Annotated in this window: 13 protein-coding genes and 1 tRNA gene; all 14 read left to right on the forward strand. The window is 49.9% G+C overall.

Going from position 1 to position 26,017, the window contains the following annotated elements; all coding sequences use genetic code 11:
• Positions 1-18 precede the first annotated feature (18 nt).
• The 14 genes from DW039_RS06900 (at position 19) to bglX (ending at position 25,919) form a co-directional block, all read left to right on the forward strand.
• Positions 19-1,635 (forward strand): alpha-L-fucosidase, encoded by a 1,617-nt coding sequence (locus tag DW039_RS06900; RefSeq protein ID WP_057256300.1) that lies wholly within the window; start codon positions 19-21, stop codon positions 1,633-1,635.
• Between the two features lie 14 nt (positions 1,636-1,649).
• Positions 1,650-4,040, forward strand: a complete 2,391-nt coding sequence (locus tag DW039_RS06905) for a TIM-barrel domain-containing protein (protein ID WP_057256301.1) — start codon at positions 1,650-1,652, stop codon at positions 4,038-4,040.
• Positions 4,041-4,089: 49 nt separating this feature from the next.
• Complete coding sequence (locus tag DW039_RS06910; protein ID WP_229031904.1) at positions 4,090-6,930, forward strand: family 43 glycosylhydrolase; 2,841 nt, start codon at positions 4,090-4,092, stop codon at positions 6,928-6,930.
• A gap of 158 nt (positions 6,931-7,088) precedes the next feature.
• On the forward strand, positions 7,089-7,214 hold the full coding sequence (locus DW039_RS21420) for a hypothetical protein (RefSeq protein ID WP_255342453.1): 126 nt from the start codon (positions 7,089-7,091) through the stop codon (positions 7,212-7,214).
• Positions 7,215-7,351: 137 nt separating this feature from the next.
• Positions 7,352-10,033: a DNA gyrase/topoisomerase IV subunit A gene (locus DW039_RS06920; RefSeq protein WP_009037727.1), complete on the forward strand. Its 2,682-nt coding sequence runs from the start codon at positions 7,352-7,354 to the stop codon at positions 10,031-10,033.
• Between the two features lie 61 nt (positions 10,034-10,094).
• Positions 10,095-10,949: a DUF3316 domain-containing protein gene (locus DW039_RS06925; RefSeq protein ID WP_005830316.1), complete on the forward strand. Its 855-nt coding sequence runs from the start codon at positions 10,095-10,097 to the stop codon at positions 10,947-10,949.
• A 44-nt stretch (positions 10,950-10,993) separates the two neighbouring features.
• Complete coding sequence (locus DW039_RS06930; RefSeq protein WP_085931088.1) at positions 10,994-12,010, forward strand: S41 family peptidase; 1,017 nt, start codon at positions 10,994-10,996, stop codon at positions 12,008-12,010.
• A 76-nt stretch (positions 12,011-12,086) separates the two neighbouring features.
• Positions 12,087-12,168, forward strand: a tRNA-Leu gene (locus DW039_RS06935).
• Positions 12,169-12,336: 168 nt separating this feature from the next.
• Entirely contained in the window at positions 12,337-15,201 is a 2,865-nt protein-coding gene (locus DW039_RS06940; RefSeq protein WP_005830320.1) for a hypothetical protein, read from the forward strand.
• Between the two features lie 178 nt (positions 15,202-15,379).
• On the forward strand, positions 15,380-18,403 hold the full coding sequence (locus DW039_RS06945; protein ID WP_057256302.1) for a TonB-dependent receptor: 3,024 nt from the start codon (positions 15,380-15,382) through the stop codon (positions 18,401-18,403).
• Positions 18,404-18,421: 18 nt separating this feature from the next.
• The gene (locus tag DW039_RS06950; protein WP_005830324.1) at positions 18,422-19,972 is read left to right on the forward strand and encodes a RagB/SusD family nutrient uptake outer membrane protein; all 1,551 of its coding nucleotides are present in this window, start codon (positions 18,422-18,424) and stop codon (positions 19,970-19,972) included.
• Between the two features lie 12 nt (positions 19,973-19,984).
• A complete protein-coding gene (locus DW039_RS06955) occupies positions 19,985-22,084 on the forward strand; it encodes a family 43 glycosylhydrolase (RefSeq protein WP_057256303.1) in 2,100 nt (699 codons plus the stop codon).
• Positions 22,085-22,101: 17 nt separating this feature from the next.
• Complete coding sequence (locus DW039_RS06960; protein ID WP_057256304.1) at positions 22,102-23,493, forward strand: glucoamylase family protein; 1,392 nt, start codon at positions 22,102-22,104, stop codon at positions 23,491-23,493.
• Positions 23,494-23,627: 134 nt separating this feature from the next.
• Entirely contained in the window at positions 23,628-25,919 is a 2,292-nt protein-coding gene (gene bglX, locus DW039_RS06965; RefSeq protein WP_005830329.1) for a beta-glucosidase BglX, read from the forward strand.
• Positions 25,920-26,017: the final 98 nt, after the last annotated feature.

Consider the following 26,017-nt stretch of genomic DNA (forward strand, 5'->3'; position numbering starts at 1 on the left):
GTAAACAACAATAAAGGTATGAAAAGAAACATCTTTAAAACAATTCTCCTATCCGCCTGCATCCTGCAAGGGGGCAGTGCATTGGCACAACAAGAGAAAGCAGAACCGGGCAAGTTCTCACCTACCTGGGAGTCATTGTCCCAATACGAAGTGCCCGAATGGTTCCGCAACGCCAAATTCGGCATATGGGCACACTGGGGTCCGCAATGCCAACCCGAAGCCGGCGACTGGTACGGTCGTGGCATGTACGAAGAGGGCGGTGCTGCCTACAAGTGGCACTTGGAGCATTACGGACATCCTTCGGAATTCGGCTTCAAGGATGTAATCAACGAATGGAAAGCCGAAAAATGGAATCCGGAGAGGCTGGTAGCCCTTTTCAAGAAAACCGGTGCCCGATATTTCTTTGCTATGGGCAACCATCACGACAACATGGACTTGTGGGACAGTAAATACCAATCATGGAACTCCGTCAACATGGGCCCCAAGCGAAACGTACTGGGCGAATGGGAGAAAGCGGCCCGCAAAAACAAACTTCCCTTCGGTGTCAGCATCCACTCCTCCCATGCTTGGACATGGTATGAAACTGCACAAGGAGCCGACAAGAAAGGCCCATACGCAGGAATCTCCTACGATGCCCGCGTAGTGACTAAGGAAGACGGCAAGGGAAAATGGTGGGAAGGCTACGACCCGCAAGAGCTATACGTACAGAATCATGCCCTGAGCGGACATGCTTGGGCTGCATGGGACTGGCCCGAAGGAACCTCTGTCCCCCCACAGAGCTACTACGACAACTTCTTCGACCGCACAGTGGACATGATAAACAAATATCATCCCGACCTGGTCTATTTCGACGACAGCGTACTCCCCTTCTGGCCCATCAACGATACGGGGCTGAAAGTCGTGTCGCACTACTATAACCAGAACATGAAGCTTCACAAGGGCAATCTCAATGCTGTAGTCTTCGGAAAGAAGCTGGAAGCTAAACATAAAGAGGCCATCGTATGGGATGTAGAAAAAGGGGTTCCATCGGAATGCCAGGACAAGGCGTGGCAAACCTGTAGTTGCCTCGGTACTTGGCACTATAACCGCTCTGCTTACGAAGACAACTGGTATAAATCAGCCGGGACCGTCATCCACATGCTCATTGACATCGTCAGTAAAAATGGCAACCTATTACTAAGCGTACCAATGAAAGGAAACGGCACCATCGACGACAAGGAAGAAAAAATTCTGGAAGACATAGCCGCCTGGATGGAGGTGAACGGAGAAGGAATATTCGACACACGTCCCTGGTGTATTTATGGTGAAGGTCCCTCCACAGAAACAGCAATACCTTTGGACGGAGCAGGATTCAACGAAGGCAAGAACGCACCCTACACTTCTGCCGACATCCGGTTTGTGAAAAAAGGGAAATACTTGTATGCCCATATCATGAAATGGCCCTCAGACGGAAAAATACAGATAAAATCACTGGCTACCGGCAGTCCCTACTGCAAAGGAGAAATCGAAAAGGTAGAATTATTAGGAGGCGGAAAGGCAAAGTTCAGAAGAACTTCCAAAGGCTTGCTTATTGACCTTCCCAAAGACAAGACACCCAATCCTATTTCTTTGGTACTGAAAATCACTAACCGTTAAACTGCTGATATTGTATGAAAAAGGGATTTTTTTTAAGATTATTTGTCCTGCTGATGCTGACATTTTTCATAGCAGAACAAGGCAGAGCACAAACCTACCAACGCACCTCACAAGGCATAAAAAGCACTGTGCAAGGTATAAATATAGATATTAGCTTCTTCTCTCCTGTCACAGTGAGAATCTTAAAATCGCCTGACGGCTGGAAGTATACCAAAGAAAGCTTGTCGGTCATCGGGCAACCGGAAAAAGTAAAACTATCCGTCTCTTCGAAAGGGGGCATATTGACTATCAAAAGCCATCAGCTTACAGTCCATCTCAACGAAGAGACCGGACAAATAACTTTTGCCTCTTCCGATGGAAAATCGCTGTTGCAAGAACAAAATAAAGGTGCACGTTTTGATGATTTCAACGATGCCGGCACAAAAACCTTCAGCGTTTATCAATCGTTCACCTTAGAGAAAGACGAAGCTATTTATGGATTGGGACAATTGCAAAACGGCAAAATGTCGCAACGTAACCAGACCAAACGCCTTATCCAAGACAATCTTGAAGATGTGATTCCCTTCTTCCAGTCCGTCAAAGGCTACGGTCTCTTTTGGGACAACTATTCGCCAACCATCTTCAAAGACAATCAAGAAGAGACATCCTTCCTTTCTGAAGTCGGCGACTGCATTGACTACTATTTCATGTACGGCGAAAATGCCGATGGAGTAGTTGCCCAGATGCGCTACCTCACAGGACAAGTGCCCATGTTTCCATTATGGACATATGGATTCTGGCAAAGCCGTGAACGCTACAAAAGCCAAAAAGAGATTGTTGGCGTAGTGCAAAAATACCGCGAACTGGGTGTGCCCCTCGATGGAATTATCCAGGATTGGAGATACTGGGGAAGCAACTACCTGTGGAACGCAATGGATTTTTTGAACGAAGAATTCTCCGACCCCCAAAAAATGATGGAAGACATACACGGAATGAACGCCCACATTATTATCTCCATTTGGTCAGCTTTCGGACCACATACCAAACCCTATCGCGAGTTAGACAAAGGGAACATGCTCTTCAACTTCCGCACATGGCCCGAATCCGGTTCCGAGAAGTGGCCTCCCAATATGGACTATCCATCCGGTGCCCGCGTGTACGATGCCTACCATCCGCAAGCACGCGACATCTATTGGAAGTACCTGAACGAGAACCTACGTTCTGTGGGTATAGACGGCTGGTGGATGGACTCTACCGAACCCGACCATTTTCACCCCATTCCTGAAGATTTTGACACGCCCACCTATTTGGGGTCATTCCGTAAAGTACGCAATGCCTACCCTTTAATGAGTGTAGGTGGAGTGTACGACCACCAGCGTGCCGTAACTTCAGATAAACGCGTATTTATCCTTACCCGCTCAGCCTTTGCCGGCCAGCAACGTTATGGTGCCAATACATGGACAGGAGATATCACAGCATCATGGGAAGTTTTGGAGAAGCAAATACCTGCGGGATTAAACTTCTCACTATGTGGCATTCCCCATTGGAACAGCGATATCGGCGGATTCTTCCTATGGCAATATCCCTTGATGCTGGATGACCCGGATTATCGCGAGCTTTATGCCCGTTGGATACAGTTCGGTACATTCTGTCCCATGATGCGGTCACATGGGGAAGGTGCTCCCAGAGAAATCTATCAATTCGGCAAAAAAGGCGAGCCAATATACGATGCGATTGAGAAATACATTCGGTTACGCTACAGTTTGTTACCATACATCTACACAACTGCCTGGGAGGTAACTGCCAATCAGTCCAGCTTCATGCGTGCCTTGGCAATGGATTTTGCCCACGATCGCAACGTGTGGAACATCCACAATCAGTATATGTTTGGCAAATCCCTATTGGTATGCCCTGTAACCCAACCCATGTATACCCAAACAGTTTCGGACACCATCCGTGTAGAAGATTTCAGTACCGTTAAGTCTATACGAATATATCTGCCTAAAAATACGGAATGGTATGATTTTTGGACCAATCAGAAACACTCCGGCGGACAATATATCGTGAAAGATACCCCTATTGACATTTTACCACTTTATGTGAAAGCAGGTTCCATCCTGCCAATAGGTCCCGAAGTGCAGTATAGCACCGAAAAATCATGGGACAACTTGGAGATAAAAGTGTATCCCGGTTGTAACGGCGAATTCACACTTTACGAAGACGAGAATGACAACTACAATTATGAAAAAGGAATGTACAGCACCATTACGATGAAATGGAATGACCGTACTCGCATGCTCACTATTGAAAATCGGAAAGGAGAGTTTTCCGGTATGTTGAAAGAACGGAAATTCAACATAGTAACTGCTGATGGCGCAAAAAAGGCAGTGGCTTATAATGGGAAAAAAGTAACGGTTAAAATGTAATGGTTTCTAAAAACAGCTATTAATTTGCATTATGGAAATAAATACTCGTATGAAAAAATACCATCATTATCTTACCCTTTTAAGTTTATTTATGCTGCTCGGCATCCTGAAATTGCAAGCAGCGATACAACTCCCTGCCATATTTTCCAACCATATGGTGCTACAACGTAACTCAGAACTTACTTTCTGGGGATGGGGTATTCCGGGAGAAACAATTTCCATCGCCCCCGAATGGATGAAAGGAGAAATAATCAAAACCCAAGTCAATAATACGGGGAAATGGTCAGCCCGTGTACCTTCCGGCGAAGCCGGCGGACCTTATGAGATTCGTTTCAGCGGCTCGTCAGAAGTAACCTTGACCGATGTCATGCTAGGCGAAGTTTGGCTGTGCAGCGGACAATCCAATATGGAATGGAGCGCCAACCACGGCATAAAGAACGGAGACGAGGAAACGGCAAATGCCCATTGTCCCAATCTCCGAATTTTTCACGTGGCCAGAATAGCCGCCCCGTTCCCTCAAGAAAACTGTTTCTCGCAATGGACACAGTGCACGCCCGAAACGATGCGCAGCACGAGTGCCCTGGCCTACTTCTTCGGCCGCAACATCCAGGAAGAGCTGGACGTGCCGGTAGGAATCATCGTAGCCGCATGGGGCGGAACCACCGCCGAGACATGGACGCCCCGCGAATGCGTAATGAGCGACCCGGTCTTGTGCGACTATCCGTATGAATCCAATCCTTGGTTTCCGGCTGAAACAGGCACGTTGTACAACAGCATGATTTATCCCGTGATGCCCTACGGCATTGCCGGATGCATCTGGTATCAGGGAGAAGCCAACCAAGGCCGTGCCAGCTCCTACGCCCGGGTGATGCAGCGGCTGATAGGCTCGTGGCGTACCGGATTTAACAAGGAATTCCCATTCTATCTGGTCCAGATAGCCCCCTTCCAATACCACTCCAAAGACAACGGACCGGCACTGCTACGCGAGCAGCAGGCCATGTTGCCCGAAATGCTGGACAAGGTCAAGATGATTACCGTGTCAGATTTGGTGGACAATGTGCAGGACATCCATCCACGTGACAAAAGAAGCGTAGGCAAACGTCTCGCCAATCTTGCACTGGACGATACATACCATATATATGCAGGCCCCTATAAAAGCCCGGTCTTTGAAAGCGCCTGCCGCAAAGGCAACCATGTGACAATCTCTTTCAAAGACATAAAGAACGGACTGGCCGTACACGGGAAAAGGATAGAGGGGCTGATGATGGCCGCAGCCGGCCAGGAATGGCAAGAGGCCCGGGCCAGGATAGACGGGGGAAAGCTGATTGTCCCGGTAAAAGGAATCGAAAGCCCGGTTTCCATTCGCTACTGCTTCAGTGACGCTGCTCAAGGCAACCTTTTTTCAACGGAAGGCATCCCCTTAGCCCCCTTCCGGGCAGACAGCATTGCCTCTTCTGAAAACATTCCGGTTTCTACAGACAGCGCTTTGGAAGAATCTTTTGAATTCTCGCCCAAGTTCTCTACCGGCAATGCCAATCCCCTTCTCGACTTCCAATACATGGCCGACCCCACAGCAGTGGTGCACGACGGCCGCATTTATGTGTACGGTACTAACGACCACCAGCAATATGATGTAGTGGGCCGTAACGGGAAAAACACCTATCAGCACATCCATTCGCTGACGATGGTCTCTTCTGACGACATGGTGAACTGGACTTATCACGGAGTAATCAATGTAAAGGCTCTGGCTCCCTGGGGAATGGCTTCGTGGGCACCTTCCATCGCTTCGCGCAAGGAGGCCGACGGCAAAACCCACTTCTATCTGTACTACTCCAACAGCGGTTCCGGTGTAGGTATGCTGACCGCCACTTCCCCCGTGGGGCCCTGGACAGACCCATTGGGCAAATGCGTGGTAGACGGCAATACTCCAGGACTCGGCAAGTGTAAAGCTCCCTTCGATCCGGGAGTAGTCATCGACGACAAGGGCATCGGCTGGCTCTCCTTTGGCGGGGGCGACAGCGACGACTACATTCCCGGAGACGCACGCATCGTGCGGCTGGCAAATGACATGAAGACGCTGGACAGCGAAATAGTTGAAATAAAAGCGCCATACCACTTTGAAGCAAACGAACTGAACTATCTGAACGGCACTTGGATTTACACCTACAACACCAACTGGAAGAACCGGGATGCATGGCCCCACAAGGATATAGACAAGCCGAGCCGGTGCTGCATGAGCTACATGACGAGTCGCACGCCACTTGAGACAGACAGCTGGACCTATCGGGACAACTACTTCAAAAATCCCGGCGACTATGGCATGTCCGACAGCAACAACCATACACATCTGGTAAAATTTCAAGGGAAGTACTATCTCTTCTACCACTCACTGGGCTTGCAGGACAGCCGCGACCTCAAAGTGGGTGTCCGCAGTATCTGCGTGGAAGAAATAGAGGTGGACGAAAAGGACCTCACTATCCACATGGGCACAGCCACAGCCAAGGGCGTTTCACAAATCAAGCCTCTCGACCCGTTTGCGCAGCAACAGGCCGAGACCACAGCCGCCACACGCGGCGTTGCCTTTGAACCGACCGGACAGACAGGCAACATGTCTGCCGTAGGAAACAAGAGCGGACAGGCCATCTGTGTCCGCGGTGCGGAATTCCCGCAATCACCTCAAGCCATACAGATGAAGATAAAAGGGAAAGGCTCCATCGAAATACACATGGACAGTCCAGACGGTCCGCTCCTATCCACCTTGACCTTTGATACCGATACGTGGCAAACATTGACAAAGCCGTTGGACAAACGGATAAAAGGCAAACACGACATTTACTTCGTATTCGGGAACGGAAAGTTCTTATTTGACGAATGGAAATTCACAAAATAATGAATCCGTCGGCAGAATCTGCCCAGTATCTCTTCACCCTTGTGATGATATCGCTGCACAATTCGAGCCAACACACAACAAGCCAGCAAGTTACTTTGCCAGCGTTTTGCCACCATATTGGCAAAGTTTTGCCATGCCTTTGGCAAAGCTTTGCCAATGTGGTGGCAAAACCTTGCCAACTTGTCGGCAAGAAAGACAAAAGCAACATCGCTGTCCGCAAAGAGGCGGAAGCACGTCCTCAATATAATTCCGCTAACGGGAAAGAGACAGATTGGTTCCATTAACGGGCAGAAGTTTTAAAAAATGGGAAGGATTTGGCACAATAGTTCCGCGCAAATTCTCATTTATCGAACAAAAATTGTATTTTTGCCTGCGACTGAAAAATCAGTAATATCATAGAATAGACAATTCCCGAACAAATATGAGCGAAGATTTTGAAGCACCGAAAGATGATTTGGACAAGGAACTCCCGGCCGGGAGCGAAGAACACTCGGATTACAAACCTGCGGACGCAAAGGATGCCAATATAAAGCACCAACTGAGCGGCATGTACCAGAATTGGTTTCTGGACTACGCCTCATACGTTATATTGGAACGTGCCGTACCCCATATCATGGATGGTCTGAAACCCGTACAGCGGCGTATCCTCCACTCCATGCGCCGCATGGAAGACGGGCGCTACAACAAGGTGGCGAACATCGTAGGACATACCATGCAGTTCCATCCGCACGGTGATGCTTCTATCGGCGATGCTCTGGTACAACTGGGACAAAAGGACTTGCTCGTGGATTGCCAGGGAAACTGGGGTAACATTCTGACGGGTGACAGCGCCGCTGCCCCCCGTTATATCGAAGCACGTCTCTCCAAGTTCGCACTGGACGTGGTATTCAACCCCAAGACCACCGAATGGAAACTCTCTTATGACGGGCGAAACAAAGAACCGGTTACACTACCGGTAAAATTCCCACTGCTGCTTGCACAAGGTGTGGAAGGTATTGCCGTAGGCCTGTCATCCAAAATATTACCACATAACTTCAATGAGCTGTGCGATGCTTCCATCAGCTATCTGCACAACGAAGAATTCAAGCTGTACCCCGACTTCCAGACGGGAGGCAGTATCGATGTATCCAAATACAACGACGGTGAACGTGGCGGTGCGATACGCGTGCGCTCCAAAATAGAAAAGATAGACAACAAGACACTTGCCATTAAGGAAATTCCTTACGGGAAAACGGTGGCCAGTGTATGCGACTCCATCGTAAAGGCCAGCGAAAAAGGAAAAATCAAGATACGTAAGGTAGAGGACCTAACATCCGGCAGTGTGGAAATATTAGTGCATCTAGCCCCGGGTGTATCATCCGACAAGACCATCGATGCCCTCTATGCCTTCACCGACTGTGAAGTGAGCATCTCTCCCAACTGCTGTGTCATCGACGACCAAAAGCCCCACTTCCTCACCGTGAGTGATGTATTGCGCAAATCAGTCGACAACACATTGGCACTGCTACGCCAGGAACTGGAAATCCGTAAGGGAGAGATACTGGAAAGCCTGCATTTCGCTTCACTCGAAAAGATATTCATTGAAGAACGTATTTACAAGGATAAGGAGTTTGAACAAGCCAAAAACATGGATGCCGCCTGCGAACATATCGATGAGCGCCTGACTCCCTACTACCCGACTTTTATCCGCGAAGTGACCAAGGAAGACATCCTCCGGCTGATGGAGATAAAGATGGCACGTATCCTCAAATTCAACTCCGACAAGGCAGAGGAACTGATAGCACGCATGCGAAAGGACATAGAGGAGATAGACTGCCATCTGGCAAACATCGTGGAATATACCGTCGACTGGTTCCGTATGTTGAAGGACAAGTACGGCAAAGCCTTCCCCCGCCGCACGGAACTGCGTAACTTCGACACCATCGAAGCAACCAAAGTCATCGAAGCCAACGAAAAGCTGTACATCAACCGCGAAGAGGGTTTCATCGGAACTGGATTGAAGAAAGACGAATTCATAGGCAACTGCTCGCCCATAGATGACGTGATTATCTTCTTCCGCGATGGAAAATATATCATCACACCGGTGGCCGACAAGAAGTTCGTGGGCAAGAATATACTTTATGCCAACATTTTTAAGAAGAACGACAAACGTACCATCTACAATGTCTGCTACCGTGACGGCAAGGAGGGGACAAGCTATATCAAGCGTTTTGCCGTCACTTCCGTGGTGCGTGACCGCGAATACGATGTGACGCAAGGTACTCCCGACTCCCGTATCACCTACTTCACCGCCAATCCCAATGGAGAAGCTGAAATCATCAAGGTAACCCTGAAACCCAATCCCCGTGTACGCCGTATTATCTTCGAGGAGGATTTCAGCAACATCAATATCAAGGGACGGCAGGCCATGGGAAATATACTCACGAAACTCCCCGTACACAAGATAGCCTTGAAACAACGTGGAGGCTCCACGCTGGGTGGACGGAAAGTCTGGTTCGACCGTGATGTGCTACGTCTCAACTACGACGGGCGCGGAGAATATCTCGGAGAATTCCAGAGCGAAGACACCATCCTTGTCGTACAGAACAGCGGAGAGTTCTATGCCACCAACTTCGACTTGAACAATCACTATGACGATGGCATACGCGTATTGGAGAAATACGATCCGAACAAAGTATGGACCGCCGTACTCTACGATGCCGACCAGCAGAACTATCCTTACATCAAGCGTTTCTGCTTCGAGGCAACCGCCCGCAAGCAAAACTACTTGGGAGAAAACAAGAACAGCAGCCTCATTCTGCTGACAGACGAGTGCTACCCGCGTTTAGAGGTGGTGTTTGGCGGCCACGACAATTTCCGAGAGCCGATGGTGGTGGAAGCCGACGAATTCATCGCCGTGAAAGGCTTCAAAGCAAAAGGTAAGCGCCTGACCACCTATACTATAGAAACCATCAACGAGCTGGAGCCTACCCGTCAACCGGAACCCTCGCAGAAAACCGAAGAGCAGGAAACGGATGAAGAACCGGAAATTCTGGACCCCGACCACGGTAAAAGCGAAGGGGACATACTGGACGAGATGACAGGACAGATGAAACTCTTTTGATGAAGGACGGAAATGAAGTATTAGTGGCTAACGATTACTAATTTGTAATTGATAATTTAATATGTACATATACAAGATAATAATCCTATGCGGACTGCTCTTGGGAAGTGTCGGACTGAAAGCACAAGAAGCACAATGCAGCATCGACCGGAAGCTACGGGCTGACTCCACCAACCGTAACCGTATTATCACCCGTGCCACCATGTATGGTGTCGGCTTCACCAACGTGTTCGACACTTATCTTTCACCTCAGGAGTATAAGGGAATCGATTTCCGTATCTCCCGCGAAAGCATGCGGATGACACGGTTGATGGACGGCAACGTGTCTCTGCAAACTTTCTTCCAGGCAGACTTGGGATATACACACAACAAAGTAGACAATAACAATACATTCTCCGGACTGGCCAACTGGAACTACGGCCTGCATTATAATTTTCCAATCACGGGCAATTTCAAACTGCTTGCCGGAGGAGTCGGCGACTTCAACGGTGGCTTTGTCTATAATCTGCGCAACGGAAACAACCCCGCCCAAGCACGTGCCTATATCAACCTTGCCGCATCGGGAATGGCTATTTGGGACTTGCGCATCAAGAACCGTCCCATCACACTACGCTATCAGGTAAATCTTCCCTTGGCAGGTATCATGTTCATGCCCAACTATGGACAGTCCTACTACGAGATATTTACGTTAGGACATTGGGACGGAGTAGTGAACTTCACCTCCCTGCACAACCAGCCCTCTCTGAGACAAATGCTGACCGCAGACTTTCCGGTGGGACGTGCCCGGATGCGTTTCGCTTACATATGGGACGCACAACAGTCCAAAGTAAATGAAATAAAGACACATACTTACTCGCACGTATTCATGGTGGGGTTCGTAAAGGAACTCTATCTGTTTCCTAACAAGAGAAAGTAAAAAGTGACAAGGTGATAAACGATAAGATGATAAGGATAATGTGCATGAAAAGAAGATATATTTTAATAATTTGGAGTATCCTACTCACGTTATTGCCCCTATTGAACGGATGTATTCGTGAGGAAGAGTTCGACAATACCCCACAAGGCAATTTCGAAGCCTTGTGGAAAATAATAGACGAACAGTACTGCTTCCTGGACTACAAGCAAATAGACTGGGATGCCATCCATGACAAGTACCAGCCACTCATTACCCCGGGAATGAGTTACGACGGTCTATTTGAAATATTAGGTAACATGCTTGCCGAGTTAAAAGACGGACATGTCAACTTGTACTCTTCTTCCAACATGGCGCGCTACTGGGACTGGTATCTGGATTATCCTCGTAACTTCAACGAAAGTATCATTGAAAAGTACCTGGGAAGAGACTACCGCATTGCTGGAGGCGCCAAATATACCATATTGGAGGACAACATAGGATATATCTATTACGGTGATTTCTCCAGCGGCATCGGAAACGGCAACCTGGATGAGATTCTGTTATACCTTTCCGCTTGTAACGGCCTGATTATCGACGTGCGCAACAATGGTGGCGGCAACCTGACAAACGCCACCCGAATGGCACAACGCTTCACGAATGAAAAAGTACTGACGGGATATATTCAGCACAAGACCGGCAAAGGCCATAGCGATTTTTCAGATCCGACTCCCATTTATGTGGAACCTTCCAACAGTATCCGCTGGCAAAAAAAGGTAATTGTCCTGACCAACCGTCATTCCTATAGTGCAACCAATGATTTTGTCAACTCCATGCGCTGTTTTCCCAATGTCACCCTGGTTGGTGACAAAACCGGCGGCGGGTCGGGCCTGCCATTCTCTTCGGAACTGCCCAACGGATGGGGGGTACGCTTTTCTGCCAGCCCGCACCTCGATGCCCAAAAACAGCATATCGAGTTCGGCATCGACCCGGACAAGAAAGTGGATATGAGCAAAGAAGATGAGAACAATGACTTGGACACCATCATTGAGGAAGCAAGAAAAATACTGAAAGTGACTTTCTAAAACGACTTTATCTACAAAACAATTTGCCAAAACGAAAATTCTTTCTATCTTTGCTCCCGCTAATCGGAATTATTCCGCGGATGTGGCGTAATTGGCAGCCGCGCCAGACTTAGGATCTGGTGCCGTGAGGCGTGTAGGTTCGAGTCCTATCATCCGCACAATCCCTATAATAAATTTCAAAAGACAAACAACTAAGAGGGGAGGATATTCATTAAGAAGCATCCTCCCTAACCGCTTCAAGTACCTTTTTTATCTCATCAAAACACAATATTTAGAATACTTATTGTATCTTTGCTTCCAAGAAACACTTCGATTAACCTGAAAAAATGAAACAAAATACGATAAGACCGATGCTTTTCAAGTATTGGGTAGTGTGCCTTCTATTGTTCATCCTCTTCATCCAGGCCAGGGCTTCTTCCTTCATGCCCGCCGTCACCAACTATCTTGCCAAAGACTATGAAGCCGGTTATCAGAACTGGGCATGTGCGCAAGGCAGCAACGGCGAAATGTATTTCGGCAACAGCCAGGGGCTCCTGGTATATGACGGTTATCGCTGGACTCTCCACAAAGTGCCGGGGAACCATATTGTCCGTTCGGTGTATGTGAAAGAAGACCGTATCTATGTGGGGGCATTCGAGGAATTCGGCTATTTCAAGTATTCGGAGGCAGGCACTCTCCGATACCATTCTTTGAGCAAATTCCTGAAAAATTTCCCCATGGAGAACAACGAGATATGGAACATTGTAGAGCTGGACGGTCGCATCTACTTCCAGTCGTTCAGCGCCTGGTTCTCCTACGACGGGAAGATGGTACACGCTTTCCGCAACAGACAGCAACAGCCGCTCTACTTCTACACCCAAAACGGACATATCTACACACAGATGATTGATGAGGACTTCTATGAATTCGACGGCAAGGATTTCCTTCATCTCTTCCCCCGCAGCCAAGTGAACGATGACAATGTAGTGGCATTACTGCCCGACGGGGACGACAGCTTCCTGATGGTCACAGAGAATAACGGATTGTTCCGCTACAACGGTGACATCACCCCCTGGAAAACAGACATTGATGCAGAGCTGAAGAAACAGCGGGTGAACCGCGCCGTCATGACCAATGATTCCATATTCATGATAGGTACAGTCTTGAATGGCATATACGCCATCGACCGCAAAGGACATTGCCTCTGGCACTTCAATCTGGATAACCGTCTGGACAACAACACAGTCCTGGGCTTGTTCTGTGACAAAGACAACAACGTATGGGCAGCATTGGACGACGGCATCGCATACATCCACCACAACTCACCCGTCATGCTGCTGACTCCTGCCAACCATGAAACCAAACTGGGCATGGTGTACGACATAGCCCACCGGGGCGACTGTTTCTATCTGGCCACCAACCAGGGCTTGTACGAATACCACCAGGTTACCGAGAATCTGCGCCTGCTTCCCCATACTGAAGGACAGAACTGGTATGTGAAGGACATTGACGGGCAACTCTTTGCAGGCAACAATGCCCATACCTTATTAATAGGCGAAAAAGGGAATGTTTCCGTCATAAGCAATACCAACAGCAGTACGTGTCTGATAAAGTGCACCCTCTATGGCGAAGAGATACTGTTGGAATCATCCTACGCCAATTTGCGTATCTATAAAAAGAAGAACGGGCAATGGACCTTTTCGCATGTCATAGACGGCTTCATTGCACCGGTCATGCACTTGGAGGTGGACCAAAGCGGTGTCATCTGGGCTTCACACATGTATCAGGGAGTCTATAAAATAGTCTTGAGCGATGACTTGTCGGCTGTAAAAAGCGTACGGCACATCTCCCATTTAGGCTCGGAATATATCATCGGCCCTATCCAAGTAATGAAAATGCGAGGACGTATCGTCTTTTCCAGTCCCAACGGCTTCTATACCTATGACGACATCACCCGGCAGATTATCCCCTTCCAAAAGCTGAATGCCATTCTGCCTTACATCAGGAATGCTCATTCTGTGGTATCCGTCACGAACGACCGCTTCTGGCTGTCCGGTTCACATGAGTACGTACTGGTAGAGTACGCAGAAGGAGAGTACATCGTGAAGCAGCGCATCCTCATCGAACTGTTTGATTCTCCATGCATAGAGAACTACAACAATGTGTTCGTCGACAATGACGTTGTCTATTTTAATCTGAACAACGGAATCGCCAGTTACAGCAAAAACACAGACAGCCTCAGTCCTACTCTGGAGTCCGCCCTCTCACTGAGCTCGGTCACTGCTTCCTCTTCCGATAAAAAGGAGAAACGCCTGCCTCTGTCTGGAAATGTCGAACTGGAAAGCAATTACCGGGATTTGCTGTTCTCAGTAAGCCTGCCGCATTACAATAAATTGTCCGTACATTTCCATTATGTCCTGCAAGGAGGACAAGGCATGGCGCTGACATCGGACCTGAAAGAGCCCGAAATCCGCTACGGTAGCCTGGATTACGGAGAATACACATTCCAGGCAGAAGCCTATAATGATTTGGGACAGAAAATCGGTGAGGTGGAATATCATTTTGCCATAGCCCGCCCTTTCTACCTCTCCTATTATGCCTTTGCGCTCTATCTCATAGTTCTCACAGCGCTTGTCTACTTTTTCTCCAAGTGGCGCGCCAACCGTGCCATGGAAAAGAAACGGAAGGAGTATGAGGCAGAGCAGGTGCAGCAGAACATCAAGATGCGCGAGCAGGAGCATCTGATAACTCTGCAGCAACAGCAATTGCTGGAAGCCGAGTTGTCGGCAAAGAGTAAAGACCTTGCCAGCATGGCACTGGGTGTATTTGCCAAGAACGAGGTCCTGGAGAAACTTCGTACTGTCGTACAAGAGTCCCTGGTGAAAGGGCAATATGGACGCAAGAACCTCGAATCTCTGCTGAAGCTCATCAACGAAAACATCGAGACACAGGAATTTTGGGATGTATTCCAGAACAATTTCGACCTGATTCATGAGAAATTCTTCCGTAATTTGCGCGAACGTTATCCCAGTCTTACCGCTACCGACCTCCGTTTTTGTGCGCTGCTGCGCCTGAATCTTTCTACGAAAGACATTGCGCAAATGACCAACCTCACTATCCGGGGAGTAGAGGCAGCACGCTACCGTTTGCGCAAGAAACTGGATATCCCCGACGGAACGGGATTAGTGGATTTTCTCATCGACTTGAAATAAAGCGGCTACAAATCATTCAATCACAACAAACTGATTATTAGAAACAAGTAACACGAAAACGTAGTAAAACGGTACCCATTTTTACCCTAAACGTATTATCGTGGTAGTGTTTTTTTTTGCCTTACTTACCGTAATTACTTCCTTTGCCGGCAGAATTATTAACTCTTAAATTTAGTTTATGAGAAGGCAAACTTTATTTCTTCTATTCATGATTTTGTTCTCATTGCCACTGACAGTTTTGGCACAAGGAACAAAGACAGTTAAAGGAACTGTTGTTGATCAGAACAACGAACCGATTATTGGAGCCACGGTTGTAGTAAAAGGCTCTACTATTGGAGCAGCTACCGACCTCGACGGTAACTATGTACTGAACGGCGTCCCCGAAGACGCAACTCTCGTATTCAACTATTTGGGCATGTTGCCGCAGGAAATAAGCGCTGCGGGACAATCCGTCATTAATGTAAAGCTACGTGAAGATGCACAACTACTGGAAGAAGTTGTTGTTATCGGTTACGGTTCGGCCAAGGCGAAAGACCTGACGGCCCCGATTGACGTTGTCAAAGAGAAAGAACTTATCAATGTTCCTACCTCCTCCCCGATGGCAGCATTGCAGGGAAAGGTACCGGGTGTTAACATCATCAATTCGGGAACGCCGGGCGAAGGTCCTAAAGTGACCATCCGTGGTATGGGTTCCTTCGGTGACACCTCTCCTCTCTATGTAGTGGACGGAATGTTCTACGACAACATCAACTTCCTGAACAATTCCGACATTCAGGACATGACCATCTTGAAAGACGCATCCGCATCTGCCATCTACGGTGTACGCGCCGCCAACGGTGTTGTAATCATCACCACCAAGAAAGGAAGCCGCAACCAGGATGCCAAGATTACCTATAACGGTTATGTAGGTATTCAGAAAGCCACCAACCTGCTGGAGATGTGTAACTCTCACGAGTATGCCACCATGATGTTGGAAGCCAACCCGGAAGCTTACCGGTCGATTTTCGAAAAGTCAGTAGCCGAATTCGGAGGCAATATGGAAAACCTGCAATTCAATGCCGATACCAACTGGTATGACGAACTGTTGCGCACAGCCATGATGACCAATCACAGCTTGAATATCTCCGGTGGTACGGAAAAAGCGACCTACTCTGCCGGCATGAGCTATCTGGCACAAGACGGTATCATGGACGTGGAAAACTACTACCGCCGCTTGAACTTCCGTGCCGCCCTTGACTACGAAGCCCGCAAATGGCTGAAAGTAGGCTTCAACGGCGTATTCAGCAACTCGCAGCAGCAGCTTCCCAAGAATGCCGCATGGCAACAGGCATACAACACACCGTCTATCATCCCGGTGTATGATGACCGCCGCGACGATGCCGTATTCCCTAAGAAGTACACATCACCCGAGCAGGTGGGCTTGACCAACAACTTCAACAATCCGGTAGCCACTGCCAACTATTACGACAACCGGAACGAGACCTACCAAGTGCTGACCAACTTCTATGCACAGCTCAACCTCATCCCCGACAAGCTGAATATACGCAGTAGCTACAGCTACGACTACTCAATGATTCGCGGTTCTGAGTTCACTCCTACCTACTATGTAGGCACCAACCAGAAGAAAGAGGTTACCGAACTCACTAAAAAGAACACTAACTACTACAAATATATATGGGACAACGTGGCCACTTATACTGACAAGTGGGGCAAACACTCCTTTACCGGTATGCTGGGTGCATCCATGCGTCAAGAGCAATACCGCCTGCTCGAAGGTACCGCCACCAACGTGCCCGAAGGTGAGGACGTGTGGAAATACATCGCACTGGGCAACAAGGAAGGCGCTACGGTGAAAGACGACGGCTGGAAATACCGCGGTCTCTCCTATTTCACCCGACTGAATTACAACTACAACGACAAGTACATGTTGATGTTCACCTTCCGTGCCGACGGCTCGTCCAAGTACAACGACAAATGGGGCTACTTCCCCTCCATCGGTGCCGCATGGGTCATCTCCCAAGAACCGTTTATGAAGAACCAGAATATCTTCGAATACATGAAGCTGCGTGCCAGCTGGGGTAAGCTGGGTAACGACAAGATTGCTGCCAGTGCAGGCTTCGCAAGCATACAGAACGTACAGTCCGTATTCGGTCCCAATACCGCCATCGACGGATTCATCAACACCACCAACTTCAGCTGGCTGGGTTGGGAAGTAGTGAACGAAACCAACGTGGGCGTCAACTTCAGTACACTGAAGAACCGCTTGAACGCCGACATCGACTGGTACTACCGTCTGACTGACAACGCCGTGATTTCACCCAAGCTCCCGATGAGTGGCGAGCTGCTGGCCGGCAACAACGGACAGATTCTGAATACCGGTATCGACCTCTCCTTGAACTGGAACGACAAGATTGGCCAGGACTTCAATTACAACATCGGCGTCAATCTCTCTTATCTGCATAACGAAGTGAAAAGCCTAAAAGGAAACATGAAAATCATCAAAGGCGGAAAGACCGTGAATATGGTGGGCGAGACGATGAACTCATTCTATGGCTACAAGGTCATCGGCATCTACCAGACTCCTGAACAATGTGCTGCCGACCCCATCGCCGTGGCCAACGGACTGGAACCCGGCGACTTCATCTACGAGGACGTGAACGGCGACCATGTGATAGACGGAAACGACAAGCAGGTGTTGGGCTCATACGTGCCCAGCTTTACTTATGGCTTCAATGCCGGATTCTCTTATAAGAACTTCGACTTCAGCCTCACTACCTACGGACAAGCAGGCGGCGAACTGTGGAACCGTAAGCGTGCCCTGCGCTATGCAGCCGACTACTATAACTTTGACCGTGCACAGTATGAGAACCGCTGGACGGGTGCAGGCTCTACCAACGAACATCCGTCGGCCAAGGCTCTTCTCAAAACCTGGAACAAATCAGACAGTAACAACGCTTCCTATTTCGTAGAAAGCTCCGATTACTTCCGCATCCAGAACATCACGCTGGGCTACTCGTTCAAGAACTTGAAGATAGGCAGCTACGTGATGCCGGGACTCCGCCTCTCATTGACGGCCGACCGCCCCTTCACTACCTTCAAGGCCAACAGCTTCACACCTGAAGTGTCGGATGCCGAAGGTTGGGATACCGAAGTATACCCTCTGACTTCAACCTATACTTTCGGAGTGCAAATAGATTTCTAAACCCTAAAACGTAAAACAATGAAATTCTTAAAGAAAACATTCGCATATATACTTCCGGCCATGATGGTACTGGGAGGAGCTACCGCTTGCACCGATTTCATAGAAATCGATCCGGAGAACAAAGTTCCCGAACAAGGCGTGGACTTTACCAACAAGAACAATATGTACCAACCCGTAGTGGGTGCCTACTCCAAAGTACGCACACAGGGCATGCACTGGTGCAACGCACTATTGATGTTCACCCGCGACGGTGACGTGTGGTCGGGCCGTACCGATGACCAGGGCGATGCCGTGGCCTTCGGACGCAAGTTCAACTACAACAACTCATTCTGGGCACTGAACCAGGTATGGATGAACTTCTACGACATCATCCGCATCACCAATGCCGCCCTGCAAAGCCTCGACGGTTATGCCGAATATCTTGCTGCAGGAAGCGAAGATTACAAAACCTACGAATCCTATTGCGGCGAAGTACGTACCATCCGTGCATGGGCTTACTATTGTCTGGTGACCAATTTCGGTCCCACCGTCATCTACCGTGACAACCTGCAGACCGATTTTCGCCGTTCTACCGTAGAGGCCGTATATAATTATATGCTGGAAGATTTGAACTACGCCATCGACAAACTGCCCCGCATGCGTCCCAACCAGATGGAACACAAGGGAGCCGTGACAGCCTTCACCGCCCAAGCATTGGCCGCCCGCATCTATCTGCTGAAAGGAGACTATGCACAAGTGGAGACACTGACCGATGACATCATCAAGAACGGTGGATTCCGTCTCTACGACGACTTCTACCAGCTGTTCAAAATTCCCGGAAAGTTGTGTGACGAATCTTTGTTCGAATGCCAGGTAACAGACTACGGCAATGGTTCTGGCGATTACCTGGGCGTAGACCAATGGTTCAATTTCCAGGGTCCGAACATGGCAGAGAGGTATGATGAAGTAGTGAACGCAGACGGTACCATCAGCTACAAGCAAGCCGAAGGCACCAAGTCCATAGGCGGCTGGAATTTCATAGGCTATGAACCCGAGTTCGTGGCATGGGCCGAAGCCCGTGGCGAAGGTGTGCGTGCCGAGACTTCTTTCCTGAAAGCCCTGAGCAAGACACGCGAGGGTTGGCAGGTAGGTCCCACATCGGCCACCAAGACCGACTGTTGGAACGGCAAAGGTTACCTTCCCTACAATCAGATGACTCTTCCACGTACGACCTACGGAGCCAACAACAATGTGCGTATCATCCGCTATGCCGAAGTGCTGCTGATGAACTCCGAAGCCAAAGTCAGACTGGGCAAGGATGGAGACGCAGGCTACAACGAAGTGCGCCGGCGTGCAGGCATGAGCACCAAAACCGGTGTTACCCTGAAAGACGTGATGGACGAACGCCGGATGGAGCTTTGCGGCGAATGGTGTGCCCGTTATGTGGACTTGGTGCGTACCGGCGATGCCGCCACCGTACTCGGTCCCAAAGGATGGACAGCAGAAAAGACTTATTGGCCCATACCGGCCAACCAGTTGGACGACCTTCCTGATTTGAAGCTGGAACCCATTGACGGAATTGCCGAATAAATCCGTTCCAATATGGTAAAAAGATTCCTAATCAGTTGTGGAATAGCCTTTGCCGCTCTGGCGGCAAAGGCAACCCCTGACGATTCCATCAAAGTGGTGAAGGGGCAAGTCAGTGACTATTACATCACTGTAACCCAAGACCGTATCGTAAAAGGACACGTACTGGACACCAACCGCCAGCCACTCGCAGGCGCCACAGTCATGTTCTTCGCAAGTCCCATGCACAATACCACTGCCCACGACGGCAGCTTTGCCATCAAAGGAGCGAAGAACGACGTGCACCTGTATGTCTACTATCCCGGGAAAAAGATAGTGAACAGAATCCTGGCACTGGATGAAACCGATATTGAGGTAGTGATGGAAAAAGAGGTACACAAGGCAACCGCAATCCGCCGCCCCGCCCAGGCGACCCGGTGGTATGACCCACAGGCGCCTCTGTCGCGCACCTTCTGCAATCCGATGAACATCAGTTACAACTTCGAGCCTTTCAACAACAATGTGCGTCCCAACGGTTCGTTCCGTTCCTCTGCCGACCCGATGGCGGTGGAATACAAGGGAGAATACTTTCTGTTCTCCACCAACCAGGGCGGTTTTCACTATTCCAAGAACCTGGTGGATTGGGATTTCGTTCCTGCCGGCTTCCAACGCAAGCCTACGGACGACGACCAGTGCGCACCGGCAGCCTATGTAAGCGGTGACACGCTGTTCTATACCGGCTCCACCTACGAAGGCCTCGCCGTGTGGTACAGCACACACCCCAAAACGGGACGTTTCAAACGTACCATCGAAAAGAATGTGCTTCCCACATGGGACCCCTGCATGTTTCTGGACGATGACGGCAGACTGTATATGTATTATGGCTCCAGCAATGAATATCCGCTAAAGGCGGTGGAACTGGACCGAAATGATTTCTATCCCATCAGCAAGATTCACGACGTGATGATGCTCCGCCCCGAAGAACACGGCTGGGAACGTTTCGGCATGAACAATGACGATGAAGTGACACTCCGCCCATTCACAGAGGGCGCTTACATGACCAAACACAATGGCAAATATTATTTCCAATATGGTGCTCCGGGCACTGAATTCAAAGTCTATGCCGATGGCGTATATGTTTCGGATTCCCCGCTGGGCCCGTTTGTCTACCAGAAGCATAACCCGATGTGCTACAAGCCGGGCGGTTATGTGCAAGGTGCCGGTCATGGAGGCACGTTTCGCGACGTGAAAGGCAATTACTGGCACGTTGCCACCTGCATGCTCTCCCTGAAGTACAAGTTCGAACGCCGCATCGGTCTTTATCCGGTGGCTTTCGACAAGGATGGTGTCATGTATTCGTCCACTGCCTTCGGCGATTATCCCAACTGGGCAGAACCGATGGACGTAAAGAACCCTGCAGAGCGTTTCACGGGATGGATGCTTCTGTCCTACGGCAAACCGGTGGAGGTATCATCTACGGATAGCATCCATGCAGCTTCCAACCTGACGGACGAAAGTATGCGCACCTACTGGGCAGCCCGTTCCGGCAACCCTGGCGAATGGGCGGGGATAGACCTGGGCAGCACAAAGAATGTACGTGCCGTGCAGTTGAACTTCTACGACCATAAAGCGGTTCAATACAACCGTGCCATGGATATTTATCACCAATACCGTATTTTTGCTTCCGAAGACGGAAAAGAATGGACATTGGTCATAGACAAGAGCGACAGTGACAAGGATTGTCCGCACGACTACATCGAGCTCAACGAGCCGTTGCGTGCCCGTTATCTGAAATACGAGAATGTGCACATGCCTACGGGAAATGTCGCCTTGTCCGGCTTCCGCGTCTTCGGGAACGGTGACGGCGATGTCCCGCAAGCCGTGAAAGGACTGACTGTGAAACGTGACAGGAAAGACCGCCGGAATGCCCTTATCTCCTGGCAACCCGAAGCAAGCGCCTATGGCTACAACATCTACTACGGCACCGCCGAAGGCAAGATGTACAATGCCATCACGGTACTGGGACAGACGGAATATGACTTCCGCGGACTGGATGCGGACACGGACTATTACTTCACTATCGAGGCGCTGAACGAAAACGGCCGCTCGCCATTGTGCAAGACGACAAAAAATTAAACACAAGAAATAAAGATATGAAAAAACCAATAATGATACATGTGCTGGCTTTGTTCCTGATTTCCACATTGGCGGGCTGTGCATCCTGCTCTTCCGACTTGAAGGAAAACGGGAAAGAGAACGGAAAAGAGGAAAAGCCCGACACAGAGGAAGTACGTCCCGAATCATTCGCTTCGGATGACGAAATGCTTGATTACATCCAGAAGGTACATTTGAACTACATGTGGGACGGTGCGGAACCGACCTCCGGACTGGCACGCGAACGCATCCACCTGGATGGGGATTATCCCGAAAAGGACCAGAATGTTGTCACCACCGGCGGCAGCGGATTTGGTATAGCCGGACTGCTGGTAGGCATCGAACGCGGCTTCATCCCCAGGGAAGAAGGCGTGAAGCGCCTGACCAATATTGCCGATTACCTGAAACGCGCCGACCGCTTCCACGGCGTATGGCCCCATTGGTTGTACGGCCCTACCGGTAAGGTGAAACCTTTCGGACAAAAAGATAACGGCGGAGACTTGGTGGAAAGCTGCTTCCTGATGCAAAGCTTGCTTTGCGTACGCCAATACTTCCGCGACGGCAACGAGCAGGAAAAGGCGCTGGTAGAGAAGATTGACCAATTGTGGAAAGAGATGGAGTTCAGCTGGTATCAGAATGGCAAGGATGTCATCTACTGGCACTGGTCTCCCGAATACAACTGGGAAATGAACTTCCCGCTGGAAGGCTACAACGAAGCATTGATTGTGTATGTGCTCGCAGCCTCCTCCCCCACTTATCCCGTTCCGGCTTCAGCCTACCACAACGGCTGGGCACGCGGCGGCGGCATCAAGTCCGACTCTGCCCCCTACGGCCTGCCTTTGGAATTGAAACACAACGGAGCCGAGAAACTGGGCGGTCCCTTGTTCTGGGCACAATACTCGCACATCGGTCTGGACCCGCGCAACCTGAGCGACCGCTATGCCAACTACTGGAACGTGGTGCGCAACCATGCCCTCTCCAACTACCGCTACTGCGTGGAGAATCCCAAACAATACAAAGGTTACGGCGAGGACTGCTGGGGACTGACCGCCAGCTACTCTACCAAAGGCTATGCAGCCCACTGCCCGGGCGACAACGACCATGGTGTCATCACACCGACAGCAGCCTTGTCCAGTTTTCCCTACACACCGGAGGAATCCATGCGTGCACTGAAGTATTTCTATTCCAAAGGCGACTGGATTTGGGGCAAGTACGGATTCTACGATGCCTTCTCCGAGGGAAGTGACTGGACGGTGCCCCGCTATCTTGCCATCGACCAATGCACCATTGCCCCGATGATTGAGAACTATCGTTCCGGCTTGTTGTGGAAACTCTTCATGAGCTGTCCCGAGGTTCAAGAAGGATTGCAGAAGCTGGGATTTAAGGCTTAGGGATTTACGATTTGACGATTTACGATTGAAGTTAGTATGCGACATGATGGAGCAGCTAAGCTTAAGTTGAATTTCTATATCACTATTCCCCTCCCCCTTCAGGGTGCCGGAGGGGATAATCAAAATTATATCATATGAAGAAATACACATTATTAGCAGCCTTGGCTTTCTCTGCCCTCACCGTGACGGCAACGCCCAAAGAAAACACATCCCAAGGCAATCCGCAGGAGATGGATAAATTCATTACGGAGCTGATGGGCAAAATGACGCTGCACGAGAAAATCGGTCAGCTCAACCTGCCGGTAACGGGAAACATCGTCACCGGACAAGCCAAGAGCAGCGACGTTGCCGGTAAAATCCGCAACGGTGAAGTCGGAGGTCTGTTCAACCTGAAAGGCGTGAAGAACATCCGCGAAGTGCAGAAACTTGCCGTAGAGAACAGCCGCCTGGGCATCCCCTTGCTGTTCGGTATGGACGTGATTCACGGTTACGAAACGGTATTCCCCATCCCCTTGGCACTCTCGTGCAGTTGGGACATGGAGGCTATAGAGAAATCGGCCCGTATCGCCGCCATTGAGTCGAGTGCAGACGGTATCTGCTGGACGTTCAGCCCGATGGTGGACATCTGCCGCGATGCCCGTTGGGGACGTGTATCAGAAGGCAACGGTGAAGACCCCTTCCTGGGTTCAGCCATTGCACAAGCCATGATTCGCGGTTATCAGGGCAAGGATATGAGTGCCAACAACGAGATAATGGCTTGCGTAAAGCACTTCGCACTGTATGGCGCCGGAGAAGCCGGCCGCGACTACAACACGGTGGATATGAGCCGCAACCGTATGTTCAACGAATACTTCCCTCCCTACAAGGCTGCCGTAGAAGCCGGTGTGGGTAGCGCAATGACCTCCTTCAATGAAATTGACGGAGTACCCGCCACTGCCAACCACTGGCTGCTGACCGACGTACTGCGCAACCAATGGGGCTTCGACGGCTTCGTGGTGACAGACTATACAGCCATCTCCGAAATGATAGACCACGGAATCGGCGACCTGCAGGAAGTATCCGCACGTGCCCTGACCGCCGGAACAGACATGGACATGGTAGCCGACGGATTTATCGGCACACTGGAAAAGTCTCTGAAAGAAGGCAAAGTGACCGAAGCCGACATTGACAAAGCCTGTCGACGCATCCTGGAGGCCAAATACAAGCTGGGATTGTTTGCCAACCCGTACAAATACTGCGACGTGAAGCGTGCCGAAAAAGAAGTGTTCACTCCCGAGCACCGCTCCATTGCCCGCCAGATTGCCACAGAGACATTCGTGCTGCTGAAGAACCAAGACAACCTACTGCCCTTGCAACGCAAAGGCAACATCGCCTTGATTGGCCCGCTTGCCAACACCCGTGCCAACATGCCGGGCACTTGGAGTGTGGCAGCCACAGCAGACAAATACAGCACCCTGCTGGAAGGTTTCAAGAATTCTGTCGGCTCCAAGGCCAACATTCTCTATGCACAAGGTAGCAACCTGATGTACGATGCCGACTACCAGACACGCGCCACGATGTTCGGCCGTGAACTGCCCCGTGGCAATGACCAAGAACTGCTGGACGAAGCCCTGAAAGTAGCCGCACAAGCCGATGTCATTGTAGCCGCCCTCGGCGAGTCCTCCGAGATGAGTGGTGAGAGCAGTAGCCGTTCCGAACTGGAAATGCCGGACGCACAGCGCCACCTGCTGGAAGCATTGCTGAAAACGGGCAAACCCGTAGTATTGGTATTGTTCTCCGGACGTCCCGTAGTGCTGACTTGGGAGAATGAAAATGTTCCCGCCATCTTGAATGTATGGTTCGGAGGTAGTGAAGCTGCAGACGCCATTGCCGACGTAGTGTTCGGAGACGTTTGCCCCAGCGGTAAGCTGACCACCACTTTCCCGCAGAATGTGGGCCAGTTGCCTATGGCATACAACCACAAGAATACCGGCCGTCCTCTGAAAGAAGGCAAATGGTTCGAGAAGTTCCGCAGCAACTACCTGGATGTGAGCAACGACCCGCTGTATCCTTTCGGCTATGGCTTGAGCTACACCACCTTCCAGTACAGTGACATCACGCTCAGCTCCAAGCAACTGAATGCGGACGGCAAGCTGACCGCTTCCGTAACCGTAACCAATACGGGTAACTACGATGCAGATGAAATCGTACAGCTCTATATCCGCGACTTGGTGGGCAGCATTACCCGCCCCGTGAAAGAGCTGAAAGGCTTCGAGCGCATCCACCTGAAAAAAGGCGAAAGCAAGCAGGTGACCTTCACCATTACCCCCGAATTGCTGAAGTTCTACAACTACGACATACAGTATGTATACGAACCCGGCGAGTTCCATGTAATGATTGGACCCAACAGCCGCGATGTAAAGACTACGAGTTTTGAGTTGAAATAGGTATAGTTTTGCTTTTAGGTAAGAGGGCAGTCCGCGAAAACCGGGCTGCCCTTTTTTAACACCGTCACCAAATCTTTTTTGCATTTTGATTGTTCAGA

The sequence above is a fragment of the Bacteroides sp. AF39-16AC genome (genome assembly GCF_003602735.1).
GTDB lineage: Bacteria > Bacteroidota > Bacteroidia > Bacteroidales > Bacteroidaceae > Bacteroides > Bacteroides uniformis.

What these genes read in the sequence shown, in the direction of transcription:
- DW039_RS06940 (WP_005830320.1), top strand. Translation starts at nt 12,337, where the DNA reads ATGAAACAAAATACGATAAGACCGATGCTTTTCAAGTATTGGGTAGTG.
- DW039_RS06920 (WP_009037727.1), top strand. Translation starts at nt 7,352, where the DNA reads ATGAGCGAAGATTTTGAAGCACCGAAAGATGATTTGGACAAGGAACTC.
- DW039_RS06950 (WP_005830324.1), top strand. Translation starts at nt 18,422, where the DNA reads ATGAAATTCTTAAAGAAAACATTCGCATATATACTTCCGGCCATGATG.
- DW039_RS06945 (WP_057256302.1), top strand. Translation starts at nt 15,380, where the DNA reads ATGAGAAGGCAAACTTTATTTCTTCTATTCATGATTTTGTTCTCATTG.
- DW039_RS06900 (WP_057256300.1), top strand. Translation starts at nt 19, where the DNA reads ATGAAAAGAAACATCTTTAAAACAATTCTCCTATCCGCCTGCATCCTG.
- DW039_RS06910 (WP_229031904.1), top strand. Translation starts at nt 4,090, where the DNA reads ATGAAAAAATACCATCATTATCTTACCCTTTTAAGTTTATTTATGCTG.
- bglX (WP_005830329.1), top strand. Translation starts at nt 23,628, where the DNA reads ATGAAGAAATACACATTATTAGCAGCCTTGGCTTTCTCTGCCCTCACC.
- DW039_RS06930 (WP_085931088.1), top strand. Translation starts at nt 10,994, where the DNA reads ATGAAAAGAAGATATATTTTAATAATTTGGAGTATCCTACTCACGTTA.
- DW039_RS06955 (WP_057256303.1), top strand. Translation starts at nt 19,985, where the DNA reads ATGGTAAAAAGATTCCTAATCAGTTGTGGAATAGCCTTTGCCGCTCTG.
- DW039_RS06960 (WP_057256304.1), top strand. Translation starts at nt 22,102, where the DNA reads ATGAAAAAACCAATAATGATACATGTGCTGGCTTTGTTCCTGATTTCC.
- DW039_RS06905 (WP_057256301.1), top strand. Translation starts at nt 1,650, where the DNA reads ATGAAAAAGGGATTTTTTTTAAGATTATTTGTCCTGCTGATGCTGACA.
- DW039_RS06925 (WP_005830316.1), top strand. Translation starts at nt 10,095, where the DNA reads ATGTACATATACAAGATAATAATCCTATGCGGACTGCTCTTGGGAAGT.